This is a genomic window from Enterococcus camelliae, assembly GCF_042685105.1.
Taxonomy (GTDB): domain Bacteria; phylum Bacillota; class Bacilli; order Lactobacillales; family Enterococcaceae; genus Enterococcus_G; species Enterococcus_G camelliae.
The window spans coordinates 136,991-158,178 of record NZ_JBHUMO010000039.1; the positions used below are offsets into that span (position 1 = coordinate 136,991).

Annotated in this window: 16 protein-coding genes and 1 other annotated feature; of the genes, 12 read left to right on the top strand and 4 right to left on the bottom strand. The window is 39.6% G+C overall.

Annotated elements, in window-relative coordinates:
• The first annotated feature begins 136 nt into the window (after window positions 1-136).
• The 10 genes from ftsA to ACFSR0_RS06340 all read left to right on the top strand — a co-directional run bounded on the left by ftsA (window position 137) and on the right by ACFSR0_RS06340 (window position 15,303).
• The gene (gene ftsA, locus ACFSR0_RS06295) at window positions 137-1,474 is read left to right on the top strand and encodes a cell division protein FtsA (RefSeq protein WP_379980985.1); all 1,338 of its coding nucleotides are present in this window, start codon (window positions 137-139) and stop codon (window positions 1,472-1,474) included.
• Between the two features lie 18 nt (window positions 1,475-1,492).
• Window positions 1,493-2,731, top strand: a complete 1,239-nt coding sequence (gene ftsZ, locus ACFSR0_RS06300; protein WP_379980987.1) for a cell division protein FtsZ — start codon at window positions 1,493-1,495, stop codon at window positions 2,729-2,731.
• 14 nt (window positions 2,732-2,745) lie between these two features.
• The gene (locus ACFSR0_RS06305) at window positions 2,746-3,420 is read left to right on the top strand and encodes a YggS family pyridoxal phosphate-dependent enzyme (protein WP_379980989.1); all 675 of its coding nucleotides are present in this window, start codon (window positions 2,746-2,748) and stop codon (window positions 3,418-3,420) included.
• Window positions 3,421-3,438: 18 nt separating this feature from the next.
• Window positions 3,439-4,065, top strand: a complete 627-nt coding sequence (locus ACFSR0_RS06310; protein ID WP_379980991.1) for a cell division protein SepF — start codon at window positions 3,439-3,441, stop codon at window positions 4,063-4,065.
• Window positions 4,066-4,070: 5 nt separating this feature from the next.
• Window positions 4,071-4,349: a YggT family protein gene (locus tag ACFSR0_RS06315; RefSeq protein WP_379980993.1), complete on the top strand. Its 279-nt coding sequence runs from the start codon at window positions 4,071-4,073 to the stop codon at window positions 4,347-4,349.
• A gap of 16 nt (window positions 4,350-4,365) precedes the next feature.
• A complete protein-coding gene (locus tag ACFSR0_RS06320) occupies window positions 4,366-5,148 on the top strand; it encodes a YlmH family RNA-binding protein (RefSeq protein ID WP_379980995.1) in 783 nt (260 codons plus the stop codon).
• Between the two features lie 19 nt (window positions 5,149-5,167).
• A complete protein-coding gene (locus ACFSR0_RS06325) occupies window positions 5,168-5,896 on the top strand; it encodes a DivIVA domain-containing protein (protein ID WP_379980997.1) in 729 nt (242 codons plus the stop codon).
• Window positions 5,892-6,108 (top strand) — a binding site (T-box leader). (Overlaps the previous gene by 5 nt.)
• A gap of 100 nt (window positions 6,109-6,208) precedes the next feature.
• Window positions 6,209-9,001: an isoleucine--tRNA ligase gene (ileS, locus tag ACFSR0_RS06330; protein WP_379980999.1), complete on the top strand. Its 2,793-nt coding sequence runs from the start codon at window positions 6,209-6,211 to the stop codon at window positions 8,999-9,001.
• A gap of 352 nt (window positions 9,002-9,353) precedes the next feature.
• The gene (gltB, locus tag ACFSR0_RS06335; RefSeq protein ID WP_379981001.1) at window positions 9,354-13,853 is read left to right on the top strand and encodes a glutamate synthase large subunit; all 4,500 of its coding nucleotides are present in this window, start codon (window positions 9,354-9,356) and stop codon (window positions 13,851-13,853) included.
• Between the two features lie 7 nt (window positions 13,854-13,860).
• Complete coding sequence (locus tag ACFSR0_RS06340; RefSeq protein ID WP_379981003.1) at window positions 13,861-15,303, top strand: glutamate synthase subunit beta; 1,443 nt, start codon at window positions 13,861-13,863, stop codon at window positions 15,301-15,303.
• Between the two features lie 91 nt (window positions 15,304-15,394).
• On the opposite strand, the gene zwf is transcribed toward ACFSR0_RS06340, so the two are convergent.
• The 3 genes from zwf to ACFSR0_RS06355 all read right to left on the bottom strand — a co-directional run bounded on the left by zwf (window position 15,395) and on the right by ACFSR0_RS06355 (window position 18,946).
• Window positions 15,395-16,921 (bottom strand): glucose-6-phosphate dehydrogenase, encoded by a 1,527-nt coding sequence (gene zwf, locus ACFSR0_RS06345; protein WP_379981005.1) that lies wholly within the window; start codon window positions 16,919-16,921, stop codon window positions 15,395-15,397.
• Window positions 16,922-16,934: 13 nt separating this feature from the next.
• A complete protein-coding gene (locus ACFSR0_RS06350) occupies window positions 16,935-17,582 on the bottom strand; it encodes a metal-dependent transcriptional regulator (protein ID WP_379981007.1) in 648 nt (215 codons plus the stop codon).
• A gap of 128 nt (window positions 17,583-17,710) precedes the next feature.
• Window positions 17,711-18,946, bottom strand: a complete 1,236-nt coding sequence (locus ACFSR0_RS06355; RefSeq protein ID WP_379981009.1) for an aminopeptidase — start codon at window positions 18,944-18,946, stop codon at window positions 17,711-17,713.
• Between the two features lie 221 nt (window positions 18,947-19,167).
• Here ACFSR0_RS06355 and ACFSR0_RS06360 point away from each other — a divergent pair, with 221 nt between their 5' ends.
• Entirely contained in the window at window positions 19,168-19,752 is a 585-nt protein-coding gene (locus ACFSR0_RS06360) for a TetR/AcrR family transcriptional regulator (protein WP_379981011.1), read from the top strand.
• Between the two features lie 76 nt (window positions 19,753-19,828).
• Here ACFSR0_RS06360 and ACFSR0_RS06365 read toward each other — a convergent pair whose 3' ends face one another.
• Entirely contained in the window at window positions 19,829-20,275 is a 447-nt protein-coding gene (locus tag ACFSR0_RS06365) for a flavodoxin (RefSeq protein ID WP_379981013.1), read from the bottom strand.
• A 144-nt stretch (window positions 20,276-20,419) separates the two neighbouring features.
• Between ACFSR0_RS06365 and map the strand changes: the two genes are divergently transcribed.
• Window positions 20,420-21,184 carry a type I methionyl aminopeptidase gene (gene map / locus ACFSR0_RS06370; protein WP_379981015.1) on the top strand — a complete coding sequence of 255 codons (765 nt, stop codon included), beginning with the start codon at window positions 20,420-20,422 and terminating at the stop codon, window positions 21,182-21,184.
• Window positions 21,185-21,188 lie beyond the last annotated feature (4 nt).

Sequence of the window (21,188 nt, forward strand, 5' to 3'; positions counted from 1 at the left end):
ATTACATATTATTTATCCTAACGCCTTTATCATCGCCTATAAAATATGGTAAAATTGGTAGAAATGAAAAGAAATCCCAGTTTATTTGGCGGTTGAATGAATAAGATATAGATACAATTAGGAGGGAATCCCATCCATGGCAAAATCAGGAATTTATGTGGGCTTGGATATCGGTACATCATCAGTAAAAGTAGTCGTTGCTGAATTTATTGATAACCAAATGAATATTATTGGCGTAGGAAATGCTAAATCAGAAGGAATCAATCGTGGTATCGTTGTAGACATCGAAAAAACAGTCAATGCGATTCATCGTGCGATTGGTCAGGCAGAAGAAAAAGCGGGTATCCAAATTCGTAATGTAAGTGTTGGTTTACCGGCGAATTTATTAGAAGTTGAAAATTGCCAAGGGATGATTGCCGTTAATGGTGAGTCAAAAGAAATCACGGATGAAGATGTGCGAAATGTGACTTCCGCTGCTTTGGTGCGTTCGATTCCACCTGAAAGACAAATTGTCGCAATTATTCCACAAGAATTTACAGTGGATGGTTTTGAAGGAATCAAGGATCCACGTGGTATGATTGGTGTACGCATGGAAATGTTTGGTCTTTTGTATACTGGGCCAAAGACAATTGTCCACAATATAAAAAAATGTGTAGCTAATGCAGGACTTGTGTTGGATGAACTAATTATTACACCTCTGGCTTTGACCGAAATGATTCTATCTGACGGAGAAAAAGACTTTGGTACAACAGTGATTGACATTGGCGGTGGTCAAACCACGACCGCAGTTATGCATGATAAGCAGTTAAAATTTACACATGTCAATCAAGAGGGTGGGGAGTTTGTAACAAAAGATATCTCTACGGTTCTTAATACCTCATTCAATAATGCAGAAGCGTTAAAAATCAACTATGGAGACGCCTATCCTGATCGGACATCGGAAGCAGAAGAATTTCCAGTAGATGTGATTGGAAAAATGGATCCCGTGAAAGTAAATGAAAAATATTTATCAGAAATCATTGAAGCAAGAATGGAACAAATCTTTAGTAAATCAAAAGAAGTATTGGATTCCATTGAAGTATTAGAACTTCCTGGTGGCGTCGTATTAACTGGTGGAGCAGCAAGTCTGCCTGGTGTGGTTGAATTGGCGCAAGAAATTTTTGGAACAACCGTAAAATTATATGTACCAAGTCATATGGGATTGCGTAATCCGGTTTTCACAAATGTGATTAGCTTGGTTGATTTTGCGGCCAATGTTAGCGATGTTTATCGAATTGCTAAAAGTGCTGTTACCGGTGAAACGGTTGCACCAAGCCAAAGCTATCAAACAGCACCCGTCCGACAAGCCTCAGAAACGGTTTCATCTTCTTATGAAGAAGCCGATGAACAAGAGTACCAAGAATCAGAAGAATCTCATTCAGAAGGAAGTTTTACTGACAAAGTAAAAGGTTTCTTCTCAAATATTTTTGATTAAGCAGGAGGAATGCAAATTATGGAATTTTCAATTGATAATAATGTGAACGAAGGCGCTGTAATCAAAGTAATCGGTGTAGGCGGTGGCGGTGGTAACGCCGTCAATCGAATGATTGAAGAAAATGTAAAAGGTGTCGAATTCATTGCAGTTAATACCGATGTACAAGCACTTAAAAATTCAAAAGCAGAAACAGTCATCCAATTAGGCCCTAAATACACAAGAGGATTAGGTGCGGGTTCTCAACCAGAAGTTGGTGAAAAAGCAGCGGAAGAAAGCGAACAATTCATCCGTGAAGCTTTAGAAGGTGCTGATATGGTCTTCATCACTGCTGGTATGGGTGGTGGAACTGGAACCGGTGCTGCACCAATCGTAGCTAGCATTGCGAAAGAATTAGGTGCGCTAACGGTGGGTGTTGTTACGCGTCCATTTACTTTTGAAGGACCAAAACGTGGTCGTTTCGCAGCAGAAGGAATTGCGAAATTAAAGGAAAATGTTGATACCTTACTAATTATTTCAAACAACCGTTTATTGGAAGTTGTTGACAAAAAGACACCGATGTTAGAAGCATTCCGTGAAGCTGATAATGTATTGCGACAAGGTGTTCAAGGGATATCTGATTTAATCACTGCTCCTGGATATGTGAATCTCGACTTTGCAGATGTGAAAACAGTGATGGCCAACCAAGGAACAGCTTTAATGGGTATTGGGGTTGCCAGTGGAGAAGAACGTGTAATTGAAGCAACGAAGAAAGCTATCTCTTCCCCATTGTTAGAAACATCAATCGATGGTGCAGAGCAAGTCTTACTAAATATCACTGGTGGATTGGATATGACGTTATTTGAAGCACAAGACGCTTCAGATATTGTTGCAAGTGCCGCAAGTGGAGATGTTAATATTATTTTAGGAACATCTATTAACGAAGATATGGGCGATGAAATTCGGGTAACAGTCATTGCAACGGGTATTGACCCAACAAAAAAAGATAGTCGATCTGCCCGTTCTCCTAGAACGAGTCAGATCCAATCAAAAACACAAAAACCAACAATCGAGTTGGATCAAGCCCAACCAACTTCAAATGAAGAAGAAACCGCATTTGGCAATTGGGACATTCGTAAAGAACAAACCATTCGTCCAAAGGTTGATGAAACACAATTTGATACTATTGAAAAAAAAGAATTTGATACATTTTCGCGTGACGAACAAAAAAACTCGGACGACGAATTAAGCACACCACCATTTTTCCGTCGTAAAAGATAGAGGAGGAAGAGCACATGATTTCTGATAACTTGCGGAAAGTGGAGCAAGAGGTACAGAAAGCATGTGCTCTTGCTTCGCGAAAAAGAGAAGAGGTCACTCTGGTAGCAGTAACAAAAACAGTTGATTTGGCAAGCACGATGGCGATTGTTAACCAAGGCGTTACGCATTGTGCTGAAAATCGTGTGGAGCCCTTTCTGAGTAAGAAAGCAGCTATGAAAGATCAGTCCAATGTTACTTGGCACTTTATCGGTAATCTCCAACGAAGAAAAGTAAAAACGGTTATTAATGAAATCGATTATTTTCATGCCCTCGATAGCCTAACATTGGCAGCTGAGATTCAAAAACGTGCGACCAGAAAAATTCGTTGCTTTATTGAAGTCAACGTTTCAGGAGAAGAAGCAAAACAAGGGATTCAACCTGCTATGCTACAGTCCTTTGTCGAAGAATTAATTGCATATGATAAAATTGAAATTGTGGGATTGATGACGATGGCCCCTTTTCATTCTTCTGAGATGGAGCAACGAACCATCTTTCATCAATTACATATGATGCAACAATCAATCGCAGCTCAAAAAATAGTGAATGCGCCCTGTCTTGAACTGAGTATGGGGATGAGCAACGATTTTCCAATCGCAGTCGAAGAGGGTGCGACCTTCATTCGCGTAGGCTCAGCATTATTTAAAGAATAGAAAAAAGGAGGAAGAAACTTGTCTCTTAAAATGAAGATTTCCAGTTTTTTTGGTCTAGATGACGAAAACTATATGGATGATGACCCGTACTTCAATCAACAATCAGAAGCAAGTCAGGTAAGAAGTACCCATCATACAGGTGCCAAAGATGCCTTTACAACTAGAGCAAGCAAAAAGGTGAACCAACCGACACCGACAGCCTATACAACAAGCAAGCAAAGTAATAAGCAAACACGTCCTATTGCTAGTCAAGAAACTGCTCAGATGAAGCATTATGAAGAGCGAAAAGGGAATCAAGCTTCGCAGAAAGTAGTTACGATGCAGCCTACATCGCCATCAAAATCAAGACCTCAAGAAAAAAATACTGTCCATTCAAGTAAAATCATTATCGTCGAACCAAAAGTCTATTCAGAAGCAATGATTATCGCGAAACATGTTATTGGTGGAGAATCTGTATTAGTTAATTTTCATTTAATAGATGAACCCCAAGCTCGTAGAATTGTTGATTTTCTAACAGGTGCCGTGTATGCTGAAGATGGCGACATCAAACGAGTAGCTGATGAGATTTTTTTATGTACACCAAAAGGCATTGAAATCGATGGAACTGCACAATCTCTCGTTGATAACAATCTTTTTGATTTATAAGGGAGGTGCATCTTATTTTAATTTTACAAATTGTTTCATTACTTAATAAGGCGATTTATTTGTATTCGATATTGCTTGTTATTTACGCACTACTTTCGTGGTTTCCTGGAGCCTATCAAAGCTTTCTAGGCAAACTTTTAAACAAAATTTGCGAACCTTATCTTAGTCTATTTGACCATTTGCGATTGCAGATTGGCCCAATTGATTTTACGATTTTTGTAGCAATTATTTTGTTGGATTTAGCAGGTAAGGGATTAACAATATTGCTGATGATGCTAATTTAGAAAGGAGCATAATACAGTGGACGCAAATATCTACCAGCATTTTAGAAATGACGAACGTCCATTTATAGATGCTGTGCAAGATTGGATTGAAAAAGTTCAAATGCAGTACGCTCCTTATCTAACTGATTTTCTCGATCCGCGGCAAGCTTTCATCCTGGAAACGATTGTTCGCCAACAATCTGATCTACAGTTTCAGTTTTATGGTGGATATGAGCAAGCTGAAAGAACACGATGTCTGATTTATCCCGATTACTATACACCTGTACAAGATGAGTTTGATATTATACTTTTTGAAATCAAGTATCCCGAAAAATTTACCCAACTTTCGCATGGGAAGATTCTAGGCACACTAGTGCATTCCGGTATGAAGCGCGAATTTTTTGGTGATATCATTTCTGATGGCCAACAATGGCAAGTTTTTGTTGCTAAAGAAGTGCAGAACTATGTCCAATTGCAAGTGACAAAAATGGGCTCTGTTCATATTCGATTAATCGAAAAGAATTATACAGAAGTGCTGTCCCCAAAAGATGCTTGGCTAGAGGAAGCAACAACAGTTAGTTCCATGCGTCTAGATACAGTCATTGCCAGTGTTTTTTCAATTTCACGACAGCGCTCAAAACTGTTAATCGAAACGGGAAAAGTAAAGGTAAACTGGCGAGTAGCCGAACGTCCGGATTTTATGTTAGAATTATTAGACATTGTATCGATTCGAGGCTTTGGCCGTTTGCAAATTCAAAAGCAGGGTGGTACAACGAAAAAAGAAAAGATTCGTTTGGCAATCGGAGTATTGCGTAAATAATAATAAAGAGGTGTAAAAAATGGCATTAACCCCATTAGATATTCAAAATAAAAGTTTTCCAACCAAAATGCGTGGCTATGAAAAAAGTGAAGTAGATGATTTTTTAGATTTAGTTGTTCGAGATTATGAAGCAGCTGTACAGAAAAATCGTGAACTAGAAAAAACATTAAAACATGCAGAAGAAAAACTAGAATACTTTAATGAACTAAAAGATGCACTGAATCAGTCAATTATTGTAGCACAAGATACAGCAGATAAAGTGAAATCAAGTGCAAGTAAAGAGTCCGAAGTCTTGGTGACAGCTGCACAAAATCGAGCGGATGAATTAATTTCGAATGCTGAAAAACGTGCGCATTCCTTAACTACGGCAGCGGAAGATAAAGCAAAAGAAATTCTAACAGAAGCAACTGAAAATGCACGTCAATTAGTAACTGAAACCAATGATTTAAAGAAAAAAACAAGAGTATTCCACAGCAACTTATCACTAATGTTAGAATCACAATTGGAACAAGTGAAAAGTCCAGAATGGGAAGAAATATTAAAACCTTTTTCTAGCTATGTTCAAGACAGTCACTCAGTAATACGCGAAGTATTATCAAAAGAACTTGACAATGAAAAAGAAGATGCAGTAAACTCAGAACAAGTAGCTGCGGCAATGGAGCAACCGGTTATTGAAGAAGAACCGATTGTCGTGGTGGACGCAACTGAGAAAATTATTGATATTCCAGAACCAGAAAGTAATAACTAAGACACATAATAGAACAGCAATTTGGATATATTTTTTTAAGCGAGTTGGTGATGGTGTAAGACTGACAAACCCTGTATCTAAATGATCCTCTATTCAGTTTTGTTTCTGAAAGATAAGTAAGAAACAACGAGTAATCTCGTTAACGATTACTAAAGCAAATAGTTGCTACTATTTGAAACATTGGGTGGTACCACGAGAAATTCGTCCCTTCATACTTGTATGAAGGGCTTTTTTTGTTTATCAGATGAAGCCCATTGGTTAGCGTGAGAAAATTAAAAAAAAAAATTGAGAAAAAAGATTGGAGCGAATAGCATGAAAATGAAAGAAACCTTGCATCTTGGAAAAACTGCTTTTCCAATGCGTGGCAATTTGCCAAATCGTGAAGTTGAATGGCAAAAAGAATGGGAAGAAAATGATCTCTACCGCTTAAGACAAGAAAAAAATGAAGGGAAACCAACTTTTGTCTTACATGATGGTCCTCCTTATGCCAATGGAAATATCCATTTAGGTCATTCCTTAAATAAAATTAGTAAAGACATTATCGTGCGCTCTAAATCAATGTCTGGTTTTCGTTCTCCATATGTTCCTGGTTGGGATACTCATGGCCTGCCAATTGAACAAGTCCTAACCAATAAAGGCATCAAACGCAAAGAAATGACGATGGCAGAATACCGCCAAAAATGTTACGACTACGCGTTAACACAAGTTGACAAACAACGTGCCGACTTTAAACGTTTAGGTGTATCTGGAGATTGGAATCATCCATATATTACGCTTACACCTGATTATGAAGCAGCTGAAATTCGCGTATTTGGTAAAATGGCTGAAAAAGGCTATATTTACAAAGGATTGAAACCTATTTACTGGTCACCATCAAGTGAATCCTCATTAGCTGAAGCCGAAATTGAATACAAGGACGTGAAATCACCATCGATTTATGTTGCTTTTGATGTGGTGGATGGCAAAGGAATTCTAAATTCGGATACAGCCTTGATTATTTGGACAACAACTCCTTGGACCATTCCTGCTAACTTAGGAATTTCAGTGAATCCTAAGTACACATACGTTCAAATTGAAGCAGATGGTCGTAAGTTTGTAGTGGCAAAAGATTTATTGGAAAGTGTTACGAAAGAAATTGGTTGGGAAAACGTTACCGTTCTGAAAGAAATTCCTGGAAAAGAAATGGATCGAATGACTGCTCAACATCCATTATATGATCGGACCTCTTTAGTGATGGTTGGAGATCATGTCACATTAGATGCTGGTACTGGTTTAGTTCATACGGCTCCTGGACATGGGGAAGATGACTTTATTATTGGGAAAAAATATCATTTGGACATTTTATCACCAATTGATAGCCGTGGTTGCTTCACCGATGAAGCCCCTGGTTTTGAAGGTCTCTTTTATGAAAAAGCCAACCCTATTGTGACAGAAAAATTAGAAGAAAAAGGTGCTTTACTAAAACTTGATTTCTTTACCCACAGCTATCCGCATGATTGGCGGACAAAAAAACCAGTTATCTTCCGAGCTACGCCACAATGGTTTGCATCGATTGATAAATTCCGCCAAGATATTTTGAATGAAGTTGATAAAGTCAACTGGATTATTCCATGGGGAAAAACACGTTTGCACAATATGATTCGTGACCGTGGGGACTGGGTTATTTCTCGTCAACGAGCTTGGGGTGTTCCATTACCAGTTTTTTATGCGGAAAATGGTGAAGCGATTTTGACACCAGAAACCATTGAGCATGTGGCACAACTCTTCGGTGAATTTGGCTCAAATGTTTGGTTTGAACGAGAAGCGAAGGATCTATTGCCTGCAGGTTTCACACATCCGGGTTCACCAAATGGATTGTTTACAAAAGAAACAGATATTATGGATGTTTGGTTTGATTCAGGATCTTCGCATGAAGCAGTTCTACGCCAACGACCAGAATTAACTTTCCCAGCTGATATGTATTTGGAAGGTTCTGACCAATACCGTGGTTGGTTTAACTCAAGTATTACAACCAGTGTTGCAATCAATGGTGTAGCGCCGTACAAAGCGGTTCTTTCTCAAGGATTTACTTTGGATGGCGAAGGACGTAAAATGAGTAAATCGCTAGGAAATACGATTCTTCCAGAGAAGGTTATCAATCAAATGGGAGCGGACATTCTTCGTTTATGGGTAAGTAGTGTGGATTATGAATCAGATGTCCGAGTATCGATGGATATCTTAAGTCAAGTTTCTGAAGTCTATCGAAAAATCCGTAATACCATGCGTTTCTTATTAGCTAATACCGAGGATTTTGATCCAGTAAAAGATAATGTGGCTTACGATGACTTGCGTTCTGTTGATAAGTATATGACGGTTCGCTTGAATCAAGTAATCAAAGAAATTCGTGAAAAAGGATATGAAACGTATAATTTCTTACACATCTATCGCACTGTGATTAATTTCTTAACTGTTGATTTGTCCTCTTTCTATTTGGACTTTGCAAAAGATGTCGTGTACATTGAGGCTGAGAATAATCATGATCGTCGTTGTATGCAAACTGTTTTTTATCAAACAGCAGTGGCATTAACCAAGTTATTAACGCCCATCATCCCACATACGGCAGAAGAAATTTGGTCTTATTTAAAAGAAGACGATCAATATGTTCAATTGGCAGAATTTCCTGAATTCCAAGAATTTGCAAATCAAGATGAACTTTTAGATACATGGTCTGCCTTTTTGGACTTCCGTGACAAAGTACTCAAAGCTCTAGAAGTTGCACGAAATGAAAAACAAATTGGGAAATCAATGGAAGCAAAAGTAACGATTTATCCGAGTGAACAAGTTGCGACTCTCCTAAAAGCAGTCGATAGCAATTTAGCACAGTTATTAATTGTTTCTCCAGACTTTTTTGACGTACGTCCAGTTGGTGAACCTGCTCCAAGTAATGCACAAAGCTTTGATGACGTAGCCATTCTTGTAGAAAAAGCAGAAGGCGTTGTCTGTGACCGTTGCCGCCAAATGAAAACACATGTAGGCGCTCATGAAGAGTTACCAACACTTTGTGATCACTGTGCAGAAGTAGTGTTATCAGAGTTTCCTGATGCTGTTGCACAAGGATTTGAATAAAAAGTAAGCAAATAAGGAAGACAATTTGATGAATGGTTGTTTAAAAGAGTGAAAATCAAACGTTCTCTTGCAGCCATTCTTTAAAAAGTCTCCTTTTTTTATTAGTCTATACCATTTAAAGATGTTCTTTTGAGCATCTTTTTGCTTACAACATTAAAAATGAGAACGATTCTCATTTATTTTCGACAAAAATTTATGGAAAATTTTCAAAAAATGTGTAAACTGGTTATTACATTGATAATTCTAACAGTTTGGTAAAAAAAATAAGTTTTATTCTATCTGAATTTTAATTTATTCTTTTTTTAGACCGAAATAGTCTGAATTTTCAAATAATCACAAGAGGGTGTGTCTCATGAACGAAACAATGATGAATGGCAAACAACAGCAGACAATGTATGATCCTTCTTTTGAAAAAGATGCATGTGGAATGGGATTTATCGCAAATCGTCACGGTGAGTCTTCTCATCGCTTGGTTGATTATGCGTTGACAATGTTAGAACGTATGAATCATCGTGGTGGAACGGGTGCTGAACCAGATACAGGCGATGGTGCGGGAATCTTAATGGCTATTCCAGATTCTTTTTTTCAAAAGAAAGCCAAAGAAGAGGGGATTCTTCTGCCTGAAAAGGGTGACTATGCAATAGCAATGCTTTTTTTACCGAAAGAAGAAGAATTTAAGCATGAATTGCAACGTGCGCTGACGACAGATATCCAGCATGCAGGTTTTCGAGTTGTATGGACTAGAGATGTTCCGTATGCCTTTTCTAACTGTGGACCGGGTGCGCAAAAGGTTATGCCTAGTTTTGTGCAACTATTTATCGAAAAACCATTAGATGTTGCTGCCGGTCGTGATTTTGAGGATCAACTGTTTCGTTTGCGTCGGAAAATTGAAAAAGAATACCATGCAAATGAGTTAACCATTTGTAGTCTGTCAAGTAAAACAGTTGTTTACAAGGGAATGTTACATGCCTACCAAGTACGTTTATTCTACAAAGACTTGCAAGATCCAACGATTGCTACAAGCATTGCGTTGATTCATTCTCGTTTTTCGACAAATACGTTTCCAAGTTGGAATCGGGCACAGCCGTTTCGTTTTCTGGCACATAACGGTGAGATTAATACCTTACGGGGGGCAGAAAATTGGATGCATAGCCACCAAATTGAAATGTATGATGAGGAAAACTCCGATTCTGCCAAATTAGAAAACTGTATGGAGTATTTGTATCGCAATGGACGGGATATTCCGCAAGCACTAATGATGATGGTTCCTGAAGCATGGGGTGAGGAAGCGAATCTTAGTCCGGAATTGACCGCTTTTAATGAGTATAATGCTAGTTTTATGGCACCATGGGATGGACCGGCCGCATTGTGTTTTACGGATGGTGAAATGGTGGGAGCTGCACTGGATCGAAACGGATTACGCCCTTCTCGATACTCGATAACCAAAGATGGTTTGGTAGTGGTCGCATCTGAGTCAGGTGTGGTCGATCTTGAACCATCATCGGTCATTGAAAAAGGTGTTTTAGGTCCGGCAAATGTCTTTTTGGTGGATACAACAACAGGTAAGGTATTACATAATGAAGAAATAAAAGCACACTATGCGAAAAAACACCCGTACAAAAAATGGGTAAAAAATCAATTGCTTTCTTTGGATATGTTAGCAGCTCATTCTGAAAAAGAACTCAGTTTATCAGAATCAGAGCTATTGAAACTGTGGAAGTTAAATGGCTATACAGATGAAATTATCCGTACGCTCATTATTCCAATGGCTAAAAAAGGGGAAGAACCAGTTATTTCTATGGGATTTGATGCTCCGTTAGCAGTGCTAAGTGAAAAACCGCAATCGTTATTTACCTATTTTAAACAACAATTTGCCCAAGTTACGAACCCCCCAATTGATGCCATTCGGGAAAAACTAGTCATTGGTACCGAGCTGTTTCTTGGAAGAGATTCCGATATTCGACAAGATATTCCCGAAAACTGTCGTAAGCTGAAAGTACCTAGTCCTGTTCTATCGACGGAAGACTTTTTAAAAATCAAACAAATGAAACGTAAATATCAACAATCGGCTACCCAATCCATTCTTTATGAGTACCAGGAAGATCGAAGAAATAGTTTGCGTCAAGCAATGGAAACCCTTTGTCGAGAAGCGGAAGCGAAGATTGATCAAGGGGCGACAGTCATCATTTTGACTGATCGCAATCGTCAAGAAGGGAAAATGGCTATTCCAATTCTATTAGCCGTGTCTGGTTTGCATAATTATTTGGTTAGTCAAGGGAAAGGTTCATTGGTTTCGATTGTGGCGGATACCGCTGAAGCATGCGAAGTTCATCATTTTGCCATGTTGATTGGTTACGGTGCCGGTGCAATCCACCCTTATGGAGCGTATGAAACATTAAATTACTACCATTTGTCTGACAAGATCGAATCTTACCGTAAGGCCTGCGAAAAGGGAATTGTCAAGATTATGTCGCGAATGGGAATATCCACTGTTGCCGGTTATCAAGGGGCACAACTATTTGAAGCAGTCGGCATCTCTAAGGCTGTCATTGATGAATTCTTTACCGGAACTTCGTCGCGAATAGGCGGTCTTTCATTGGAACAAATTGAAGAGGAATATTTGAAACGCTATGAGTCTGCTTACGGTGAAAAAGCCAATGACTATTTGCCTTCAGGAGGAAGTTTTCAATTTAAGGAAGACGGCGAACATCATTTGTATAATCCGCGAACAATCTACAATTTTCAACGAGCTGTTCGAACAGGAGACTACCAACTTTACAAAGAATATGCGAATCAAATGAATCATGAAGCTTTAGAATCTCCAACTACACTGCGAGCAATGTGGGAATTCAAACGAAATCGCCAACCGATTAAAATTGATGAAGTTGAGCCTGCTGAGCGGATTGTCAAACGTTTTAAAGTCGGAGCGATGTCTTATGGTTCCTTGAGTGAGGAAGCCCATAAATGCATTGCTGAAGCCATGAATCGCATTGGTGCCAAATCCAATAGTGGTGAAGGTGGCGAACACCGAAATCGTTTCAAACCCGAAGCGAGTGGGGTTCATTATAATAGCAAGATTAAACAAGTTGCTTCAGGACGTTTTGGCGTAAATGCTGAATACTTGATGAGCGCTGAGGAAATTCAAATCAAAATGGCACAAGGAGCAAAACCTGGTGAAGGTGGTCAATTGCCGGGAAACAAAGTCTTTCCATGGGTTGCGGAAATTCGTGGTTCGACACCTGGCGTTCGGTTGATTTCACCACCACCACATCATGACATTTACTCGATTGAGGATTTAGCTCAATTGATTTATGATCTTAAAACAATCAATCCTTATGCACGAATCAATGTGAAATTAGTGTCTAGTACAGGTGTTGGGACGATTGCGACAGGGGTTGTGAAAGCTGGAGCAGATGTTGTGGTGATTTCTGGTTATGATGGTGGTACGGGTGCGTCTCCAAGAAATTCCGTCCGAGATGCGGGTCTTCCTTGGGAAATGGGGGTTGCGGAAGCCCATCAAACCTTAAGCATGAATCATTTGCGTCAACGCATGGTCTTAGAAACAGATGGAAAGTTAATGACGGGCCGAGATATTGCGGTTGCGACGCTTTTGGGAGCAGAGGAGTATAGCTTTGCTTCATTGGTACTGGTTTCGGTCGGTTGTGTCATGATGCGGGTGTGCAGTTTAAATACCTGCCCAGTGGGGGTAGCCACTCAAAACCCTGCGTTGAGAAAATTCTTTGCAGGTAAGCCAGAGCATGTCATTCATGCCATGATGTTTTTGGCAGAAGATTTGCGAGAAGTAATGGCGGAATTAGGTTTTCGCACTATCGATGAAATGGTTGGACATGCGGAAGTCTTGCAACCACGTTTTGTTCCTAAAGGTAAAGCCAAATCATTGGATTTCTCAAGAATCATTGGCACAGAAATCGGTATTGAACGAAAAGTAGAGGACCCATTTGCTGAGAAACGACCATGGAAAGAGTTAGACTTTTATAGCCAAGGGGCAATTGAATCGAAACAACCGATTTTTGTTTCTCATGCGATTAATAATGTTCAACGTTCAGTTGGCGCACGTATGGCTGGTTGGATCGCTGAACGCTTTGGAAATTACGAGTTACATCCTGGGTTATTAAATTACACCTATACAGGTATTGCCGGTCAAAGTTTTGGGGCATTTATCACACAGGGAATGCAGTTAAAATTGATTGGAGAGGCAAATGATTATGTGGCCAAAGGATTGAGTGGCGGTCGCTTGATTATTGTTCCTCCAGAAGATGCCGGTTATGATGTTGATCATTCTCCAATTGTTGGGAATGTTGCTTGCTTTGGCGCAAATCGTGGGGAAGCGTTCTTTAGAGGAATTGCTGGGGAACGATTCTGTGTGCGAAACAGCGGTGCTCAAGTTGTTGTGGAAGGTGTTGGCGATCATGGTTGTGAATATATGACTGGTGGTGTCGCCGTGATTCTTGGCAAAACTGGTCGGAATTTTGGGGCAGGTATGTCGGGCGGCGTGGCTTACGTTTACGATCCAACGCATACATTCCCAGAAAAATGCAATCTAGAAATGGTTGATTTATTTGAATTGAATGAAGCTGGCGACGATCAGTTGTTAAAAGAGCTGATTGAAAAACATTTGGCCTATACAAAATCAACAAAGGCTGCCTATATTTTGCATCATTGGGAGACAGAACAACACCATTTTGTCAAAGTTTATCCGACAGAGTACCATCATATGATTGAAACAACTGCTCGTTTCAGAGAAGCTGGATACAATGAAACAGAGGCAGTCGAATTGGCATTTGAGTCAGTCGTAGGTGCGCAACTGTCAATACCAAGTAGAAAGGAATGAGAAGTTGATGGCAGATCCTTTTGGCTATTTAAAACACGCAAGAAAAGATAATCCTTATCGACCAATTGCTGAACGTATCAAAGATTGGCATGAACTTCAAGTGCCTTTAGGGGTAGAGGAAAGGCAAGAACAAGCCTCTCGTTGTATGAATTGTGGCATTCCTTTTTGTCATACAGGGGTATTCTTTGGAGGAAAACGGGCAGTCTCTGGTTGTCCAAATGATAATCTAATCCCTGAGTGGAATGATTTGGTTTATCAAGGAAGATTTAAAGATGCTTTTGAACGGTTAGCAAGAACCAATCCATTACCTGAAATGACGGGCCGGGTTTGTCCTGCTCCTTGTGAGAAGAGTTGTACAGAGGCACTGAATGGTTCTGGCGTATCTATTCACGATAATGAACGATTTATCATTGATACCGCTTTTGAAAATGGTTGGGTGAAAGAATCCGGATTACCGGGCTCAAAAACAGATTTTACGGTAGCGATTGTCGGAAGTGGACCGGCTGGATTGACGGCAGCTTGGCGATTGAATCAGCTGGGACATTCTGTGACAGTTTATGAACGGAGTGACCGATTTGGTGGCCTGTTGATGTATGGTATTCCCAATATGAAGCTTGACAAAGATGTTGTCCAACGTCGCATTGACTTGATGCAGGAATTAGGTATCACGTTTATTGCCAACACTGAAATTGGGCGTGACATTTCTTCAGAAGAACTTCAGGAGAAATACGATCGCGTCATTTTGGCAACAGGTGCCAGTGTACCAAGAGATTTGAAGGTTCCAGGTCGAGAATTAAATGGCATCCGTTTTGCAGTTGATTACTTAACGGAAGCGACGAAAGACGTGTTAAAACATGGAAAAGATGCAACGAGTCGCAAACTTGAAGGAAAGCATGTGATTGTTATTGGGGGTGGAGATACAGGAAATGACTGTATCGGTTCCGCTATTCGTCAAGGTGCAGCTTCGGTTAGACAATTTGAAATCAATCCAGCTCGTCCTGAAGAGCGCGATACCACCAATCCCTGGCCAGAGTATCCAATGATTAAAACAGTAGGGTACGGTCAGGCCGAAGCGGAGGAATTGTTTGAGACAGAAACACTTTTTTATAATCAAATTCAAACAACTGCTTTTATTGGAGCAGAAAGAGGACAGTTAATTGGTGTGGAGACAGTTCGTGTGGGCGATGATCGTCAACCAATCGATGGGACACAGCAGGTTTTGAAAGCTGATGTGGTGTTATTAGCAATGGGCTTTGCAGGACCAGAAAAAAAATTGTTCGATGCTTTCGGCGTTGAGGAAATTTATGGAGATCATACCACAAATAACGAACGAGTGCTTGTTGCTGGCGATGCCAAACGGGGACAAAGTTTAGTCATTTGGGGAATCAAAGAAGGTCGCATGGTCGCAGAAAAGGTTGATGAATCTTTACGTGCATTGACCTATCAATAGAAAAAAGTGAGCAAGGATGAACATCATCTTCGCTCACTTTTTTTATGAGAAGAAAAAAAGTGTTGGTATTGCTACCAACACTACTCATTGATTAGGCATCCCCTAATAATCCACGCTCACGGTACCAAGCATCGGGCGTCCAAATCCATTCAAATCCATCTTTTTCCAATAGAGCATCGGCTTCTTTTGGTCCCATTGTCCCAGCAGCATAATTAGGAAACGTTGCAGTAGAATGATCCCAAGCTTGGCGGATGACATCAACAATGCGCCATGATTGGGCCACTTCATCCCAATGGGTGAAATTTGTTCCATCGCCGTTTAAGGCATCTAACAATAACTTTTCATAGGCTTCAGGTGTATTTTCCAAGATTTCTGAACTATTACGATAGTCCAATTTCACTGGGTGCATATCAAAACCAGCACCGACTTCTTTGCCATTTAATGAAAGAGAGAAGCCTTCAGTGGGTTGAATGTAAATGGTTAACACGTTCGGAGCGAGAGTTTTCTGTTCACAAGGTTCGTTGATTGATGTTTTGAAAACATTGACTGGTACTTGTTTGAAAACAATGTTGATGCGTGTACCTTTTTCTGTCAATCGCTTCCCAGTTCGAATATAGAAAGGAACTCCTGACCAGCGGAAATTATCAATGTAGAATTTACCAGCAACAAAGGTCTCTGTTTGTGAATCAGCATCAACATTTTCTTCTTCACGATAGCCAACAAAGGTTTGATCGTTTCTTTTTCCGGGCGCATATTGGCCACGGACGAAGTGTTCATCCACTTCAGCCTCGCTATAAATGCGAATGGCTTCTAACGCTTTTATTTTCTCCTGCCGAATCCCTTTTTCACTAAATGCAATTGGTGGTTCCATCGCTAATAAGGAAAGAACTTGTAAAATATGATTTTGGACCATATCTTTGAGGGCACCGCTTTTATCGTAATAACCCCCCCGTTCCTCAACACCTAGGTCTTCTGCAATATTGATTTGAACATTAGCAATGTAGCGGTTATTCCATTGTGATTCAAAGATATTGTTTGCAAAGCGGATAGCAGAAATATTTTGAATCATTTCTTTACCAAGATAATGATCAATTCGATAGATTTCACTTTCAGAGAAGACTTCCGAAATTTCACCATTTAGTTTTTCAGCAGAAGCATAATCTGTTCCAAAAGGTTTTTCAATAATAACCCGATGATACCCATCTGTGGCAAGCATGCCTTGTGATTCAAGATGGTGCACAATGGTACCAAAGAAATTTGGTGACATGGCAAGGTAAAAAAGGCGATTGCCTTCTAGGTGATAGTGTTCATCAAGTTGGTCTGCCAAGCTACGTAATGCCGCATAATGTTCGGTATCATTGACATTATGTGATTGGTAATAAAAATGAGAAGAGAATGCATCGGCTTGCTCAGGGGTTTCAGCTAGACTTGCAATGGTTTTCTTGACGATTTCTCGATAGACTTCATTTGTCCATGGTCTGCGAGCAGTGCCAATAACTGCAAAAGATTCTTTTAATTGTCCTTTTAAATAAAGTCGAAATAAAGAAGGATAAAGCTTGCGTTGTGCCAAATCACCGGTACCACCAAAAATTGTTAATAAGACCTTTTTATTTTCCATTTTAACCACTTCCTTATAGTTGATCGACAAAAATTGTCGAGGCTGCTTTGTAACTAACAGCTAGTGTTTTTGTATCATTCTTTATTGTAATGGGTCCTTCATAGTCTGCAATGTCTAAAATTGTATAAACTTCATGAATTCGTAGATCAAGCGAAACAAGGTAGTCGAGTAATTCTTTTTCATCAAGAACGCGAGCAATGCGAACTTTTGTCCCAATTGGATAGGAAGTAAGTGTCGAACGTTTGACTTCTTGAATGGGTTCATCTTCACTAGGAATGACACCGCCGTGAGGACAATAAGCCGGATGATTTAAATAGTCTTCGAGACGGGTGGCTAATTTTTTTGATGTAACATGTTCCAGTACTTCAGCATCATCATGGACTTCATTCCAAGTATAATTTAGGTGTTCGACAAGGAAAACTTCCCATAAACGATGGCGGCGAATCAGCGCACTTGCACTCGTCAGTCCAGCTAAAGTTAGTTGCACGCCTTGGTAAGGGGTATGTTCAACTAATCCTTCTTTTACAAGTTTCGTTATCATTTCACTGACCGAAGCAGCAGAAATAGTTAAGCCAGAGACGATTTGTTTGTTTGAAATTTTGGCTTGGTCGCCGCCAAGTTCAAGAATCAATTTTAAGTAATCTTCACGATTTGGTGTCATGTTATTCATCCCTTCTTTATGTACTAAATTCTATCAAAAAAAATGAAATATTACTATGTAAAGAGTATGGAAAAAAGCAAAAACGTTTCAATCGTTTTTGCTTTTTTTCACCCACGAAAGGAGTTTGGTTAAGCCCATTCCCCATTACGGAAAATAGGAACCCGGGAACCGTCTTTACGAATGCCATCAATATTCATTTTATTTGATCCAACCATGAAATCTACATGGGTTTGGCTATGATTTAGGCCTGCTTGGGATAATTGTTCTTCGGTCATTTCTGTCCCATTTTTGACACTGAATGCATAAGCGGAACCAAGTGCAAGGTGATTGGAGGCATTTTCGTCAAAGAGGGTGTTAAAAAAGGTAATTCCTGATTGAGAAATAGGTGATTGATTTGGCACAAGTGCAACTTCGCCCAAATGTTTGGCTCCTTCATCAATTGCTAATAAGGTTGCTAAGGTTTCTTGACCTTGTTCGGCTGAAAAGTCAACGACTTTGCCATTTTTAAAAGTAAAGTGCATACCAGAAAGGATGGACCCACCATAACTTAGGGGTTTCGTACTTGAAATGTAACCATCTACTCGATTGACATCTGGAGCTGTAAATACTTCTTCAGTAGGCATATTGGCCATAAATTCTTCTCCACGGCTGTTAAAACTACCGGCTCCCTCCCAAACATGATTTGCTGGCAAGCCGATGATTAAATCCGTACCAGGGGCTGTATAGTGGAGGGCATCAAATTGTTCAGCATTCAGTTCATTTGCTTTTTCTCTTAATAACTGGTCATGTGTTTGCCAAGCTTTGATTGGATCCGCTTCGTAGATCCGCGTTGTTTGGAAAATTTGGTGCCACAACGCTTCTTGAGCAGCTTCCGGTGACTGATTAGGAAATACTTTTTGTGCCCATTCTTTGCCAGCAGCAGCTACAACGGTCCAGCTGATTTTATTTGCTTGACTTGCTTGACGTAAATTACGTAAGGCTTTTCCGGTAGCTGCTTGATAACTTGCTACACGTTCGTTTGGTACGTTGGCAAGTGAGCTTGGATCAGAGGAGACGACACTAATGCGGCTTGCTCCTTTGGCTATCCAATCCTCTGCCTGATCTACTTTGTATTGTGGTACTTGTGCAATACGGTCTTGGTCTGCATGAGCCAAAAATAGGCGTTGAGTAGTATCGTCTGTCCATTGAACAATGACTTCAGCTGCACCTAAATCGTACGCTTTTTCTGTGATTAATCGTGCAAGTGGTGCTTGGTCAACACTGATTGACAAGACGATGGTATGTCCTTTTTGAACATTGACCCCAACCTCCACGATAAGCTGTGCATACTTTTCTAAATTTTGATAAAAATTTGTTTTGGTCATTTCTTTGTTTATTCCTCCTAAAAAAATCATTCGTAATCCCTAATATAATAACATTCTTAATCTTTGAAAACAAATAGAAGGGCGAGGATATGCAAGAAAATGTTAAAGAATCAAACGAAAATGGTCAATTGAGTAAGCGATATTTTGAAATCCTATCTTTGCGTGTTAAAATAAGAATAGTCATTGTAAGCTAGATTTTTTATTTATAAGGAGATGGAGATATGGCTAGAAAAAAAACGATTACTCGTGATCAGATTTTAACGGCTGCATATGAGGTAGTTGCGAACAATGGTTTCTCCAAATTTACTGCACGAAATATTGCAACTCAAATGAAATGTTCCACTCAACCGATTTACTTAGAGTTTGCCAATATGGATGATTTAAAGCAGGAAGTAGTAAAAGCAATCTTTACCCATTTGTCTGAAGATATCTTCACTCGTGAAGTAACAGGAAATCGATTAATTGATTTTGGGTTAAACTACATAGATTTTGCTACGAAAGAGAAAAAGTTGTACCGTGCGTTATATTTAGAAGACTCCGGTAATGGGTCAATGATGCAAGAGACTTCCTTTCACTGGTTTAAAAAGCTAGCAATTGATCAATCTGAGTATGCGAATTTATCGGAAAGTGAAATTAAATCAATTTATATTGGCTTTTGGATTATGGCTACTGGAATGGCATCGTTGATGTCCGCTGGAATTTTGGAATTTGTGCAAGAAGATGTAATCAAAGCATTACAAGAAACCTTGACAATTGTTATTGATCGAAAAGAAACGATTGACATTAAATTAGCTGCTTCAAAATAAAAAATGATTATGAAAAAAAGCAACTCTGCTTGATTCCTTGACGTACCAACAATGGAATCTTTACAGAGTTGTTTTTTTAATTTGTCGCAGCTGCTGCTAATTGTTTTGCGAATTCTTCAAGATGTTGAATATCCTCTTCTTCTGCAGCTAAGTCGACTTTCACACTGTCAGCGCCCTTGCTTGCCCCAACTTTGGTAAAGAGTGCTTCAAAATCATCGACGGATTTACAAAAATAATCATAAAACGTATCACCAGATCCACAAACACCAAATATTTTGCCTGTTAAATCAAGCTCAGCTAAATCATCATAAAAATCCATGATTTCATCTGGCAAATCGCCATCACCATACGTATAAGAAGCGACGATACAAATGTCTGCATCTTCAAAGTCCTCTGCATCAACCTGTGTGCATTCGTTGATTTCAACATCGATTGCTAAATTCTCTAACGCTTCTGCAACGATGTCTGCTATTTCTTCTGTATTCCCTGTTAAACTTGCATAAACAATTTTTGCCACTGTCATTTTCTTCCCACCATTGTTAAAAGAGTAATTACAAGTCGATTATAGCAAAGTTAGGCAGGAATGAAAACTCTGGAAAGGGGTGTTTGGAAAATAACTCACCCTATGGTAAAATGAGTAGTATTTAAACAGAGGAGACGAGTTGAAATGATTACACTGAAATCACAACGAGAAATTGATCAAATGGCTGAATCAGGAGCTATTTTAGCTGATGTGCATCGTCATTTGCGTACATTTATTAAACCAGGTATCTCTAGTTGGGATATTGAAGAATTTGTTCGCAACTTCATCGAAAGTCATAATGCTGTTGCAGCACAAATTGGTTTTGAAGGCTATAAGTATGCTACGTGTTGTAGTATTAATGATGAAATTTGCCATGGCTTTCCAAGAAAAAAGGCGTTAAAAGAGGGCGATTTAGTTAAAGTTGATATGTGTGTCGATTATAAAGGTGCAATATCTGATTCTTGTTGGGCCTATGCAGTTGGCCAAGTCAGCCCGGAAGTACAAAAATTGATGACAGTCACCAAAAAAGCCTTGTATTTAGGCATTGAACAAGCGGTAATTGGGAACCGAATTGGTGATATTGGGCATGCTATTCAAACCTTTGTTGAAGATCAAGGATACGGGGTGGTTCGTGATTTTATTGGTCATGGGATTGGTCCAACCATTCACGAAGATCCAATGGTTCCTCATTATGGTGAAGCAGGGAAAGGGCTACGTTTGCGTGAAGGAATGGTTATCACTATTGAACCAATGGTCAATATCGGCGATTGGCGAATGAAAATGGATCCAAATGGGTGGACTGCATATACACGTGATGGTTCCTTAAGCTGTCAGTATGAACACAGCTTGGCAATAACGAAAGAAGGACCTAGATTGTTAACGTCACAAGGCGAAGAAGGAACTTATTAGCAAG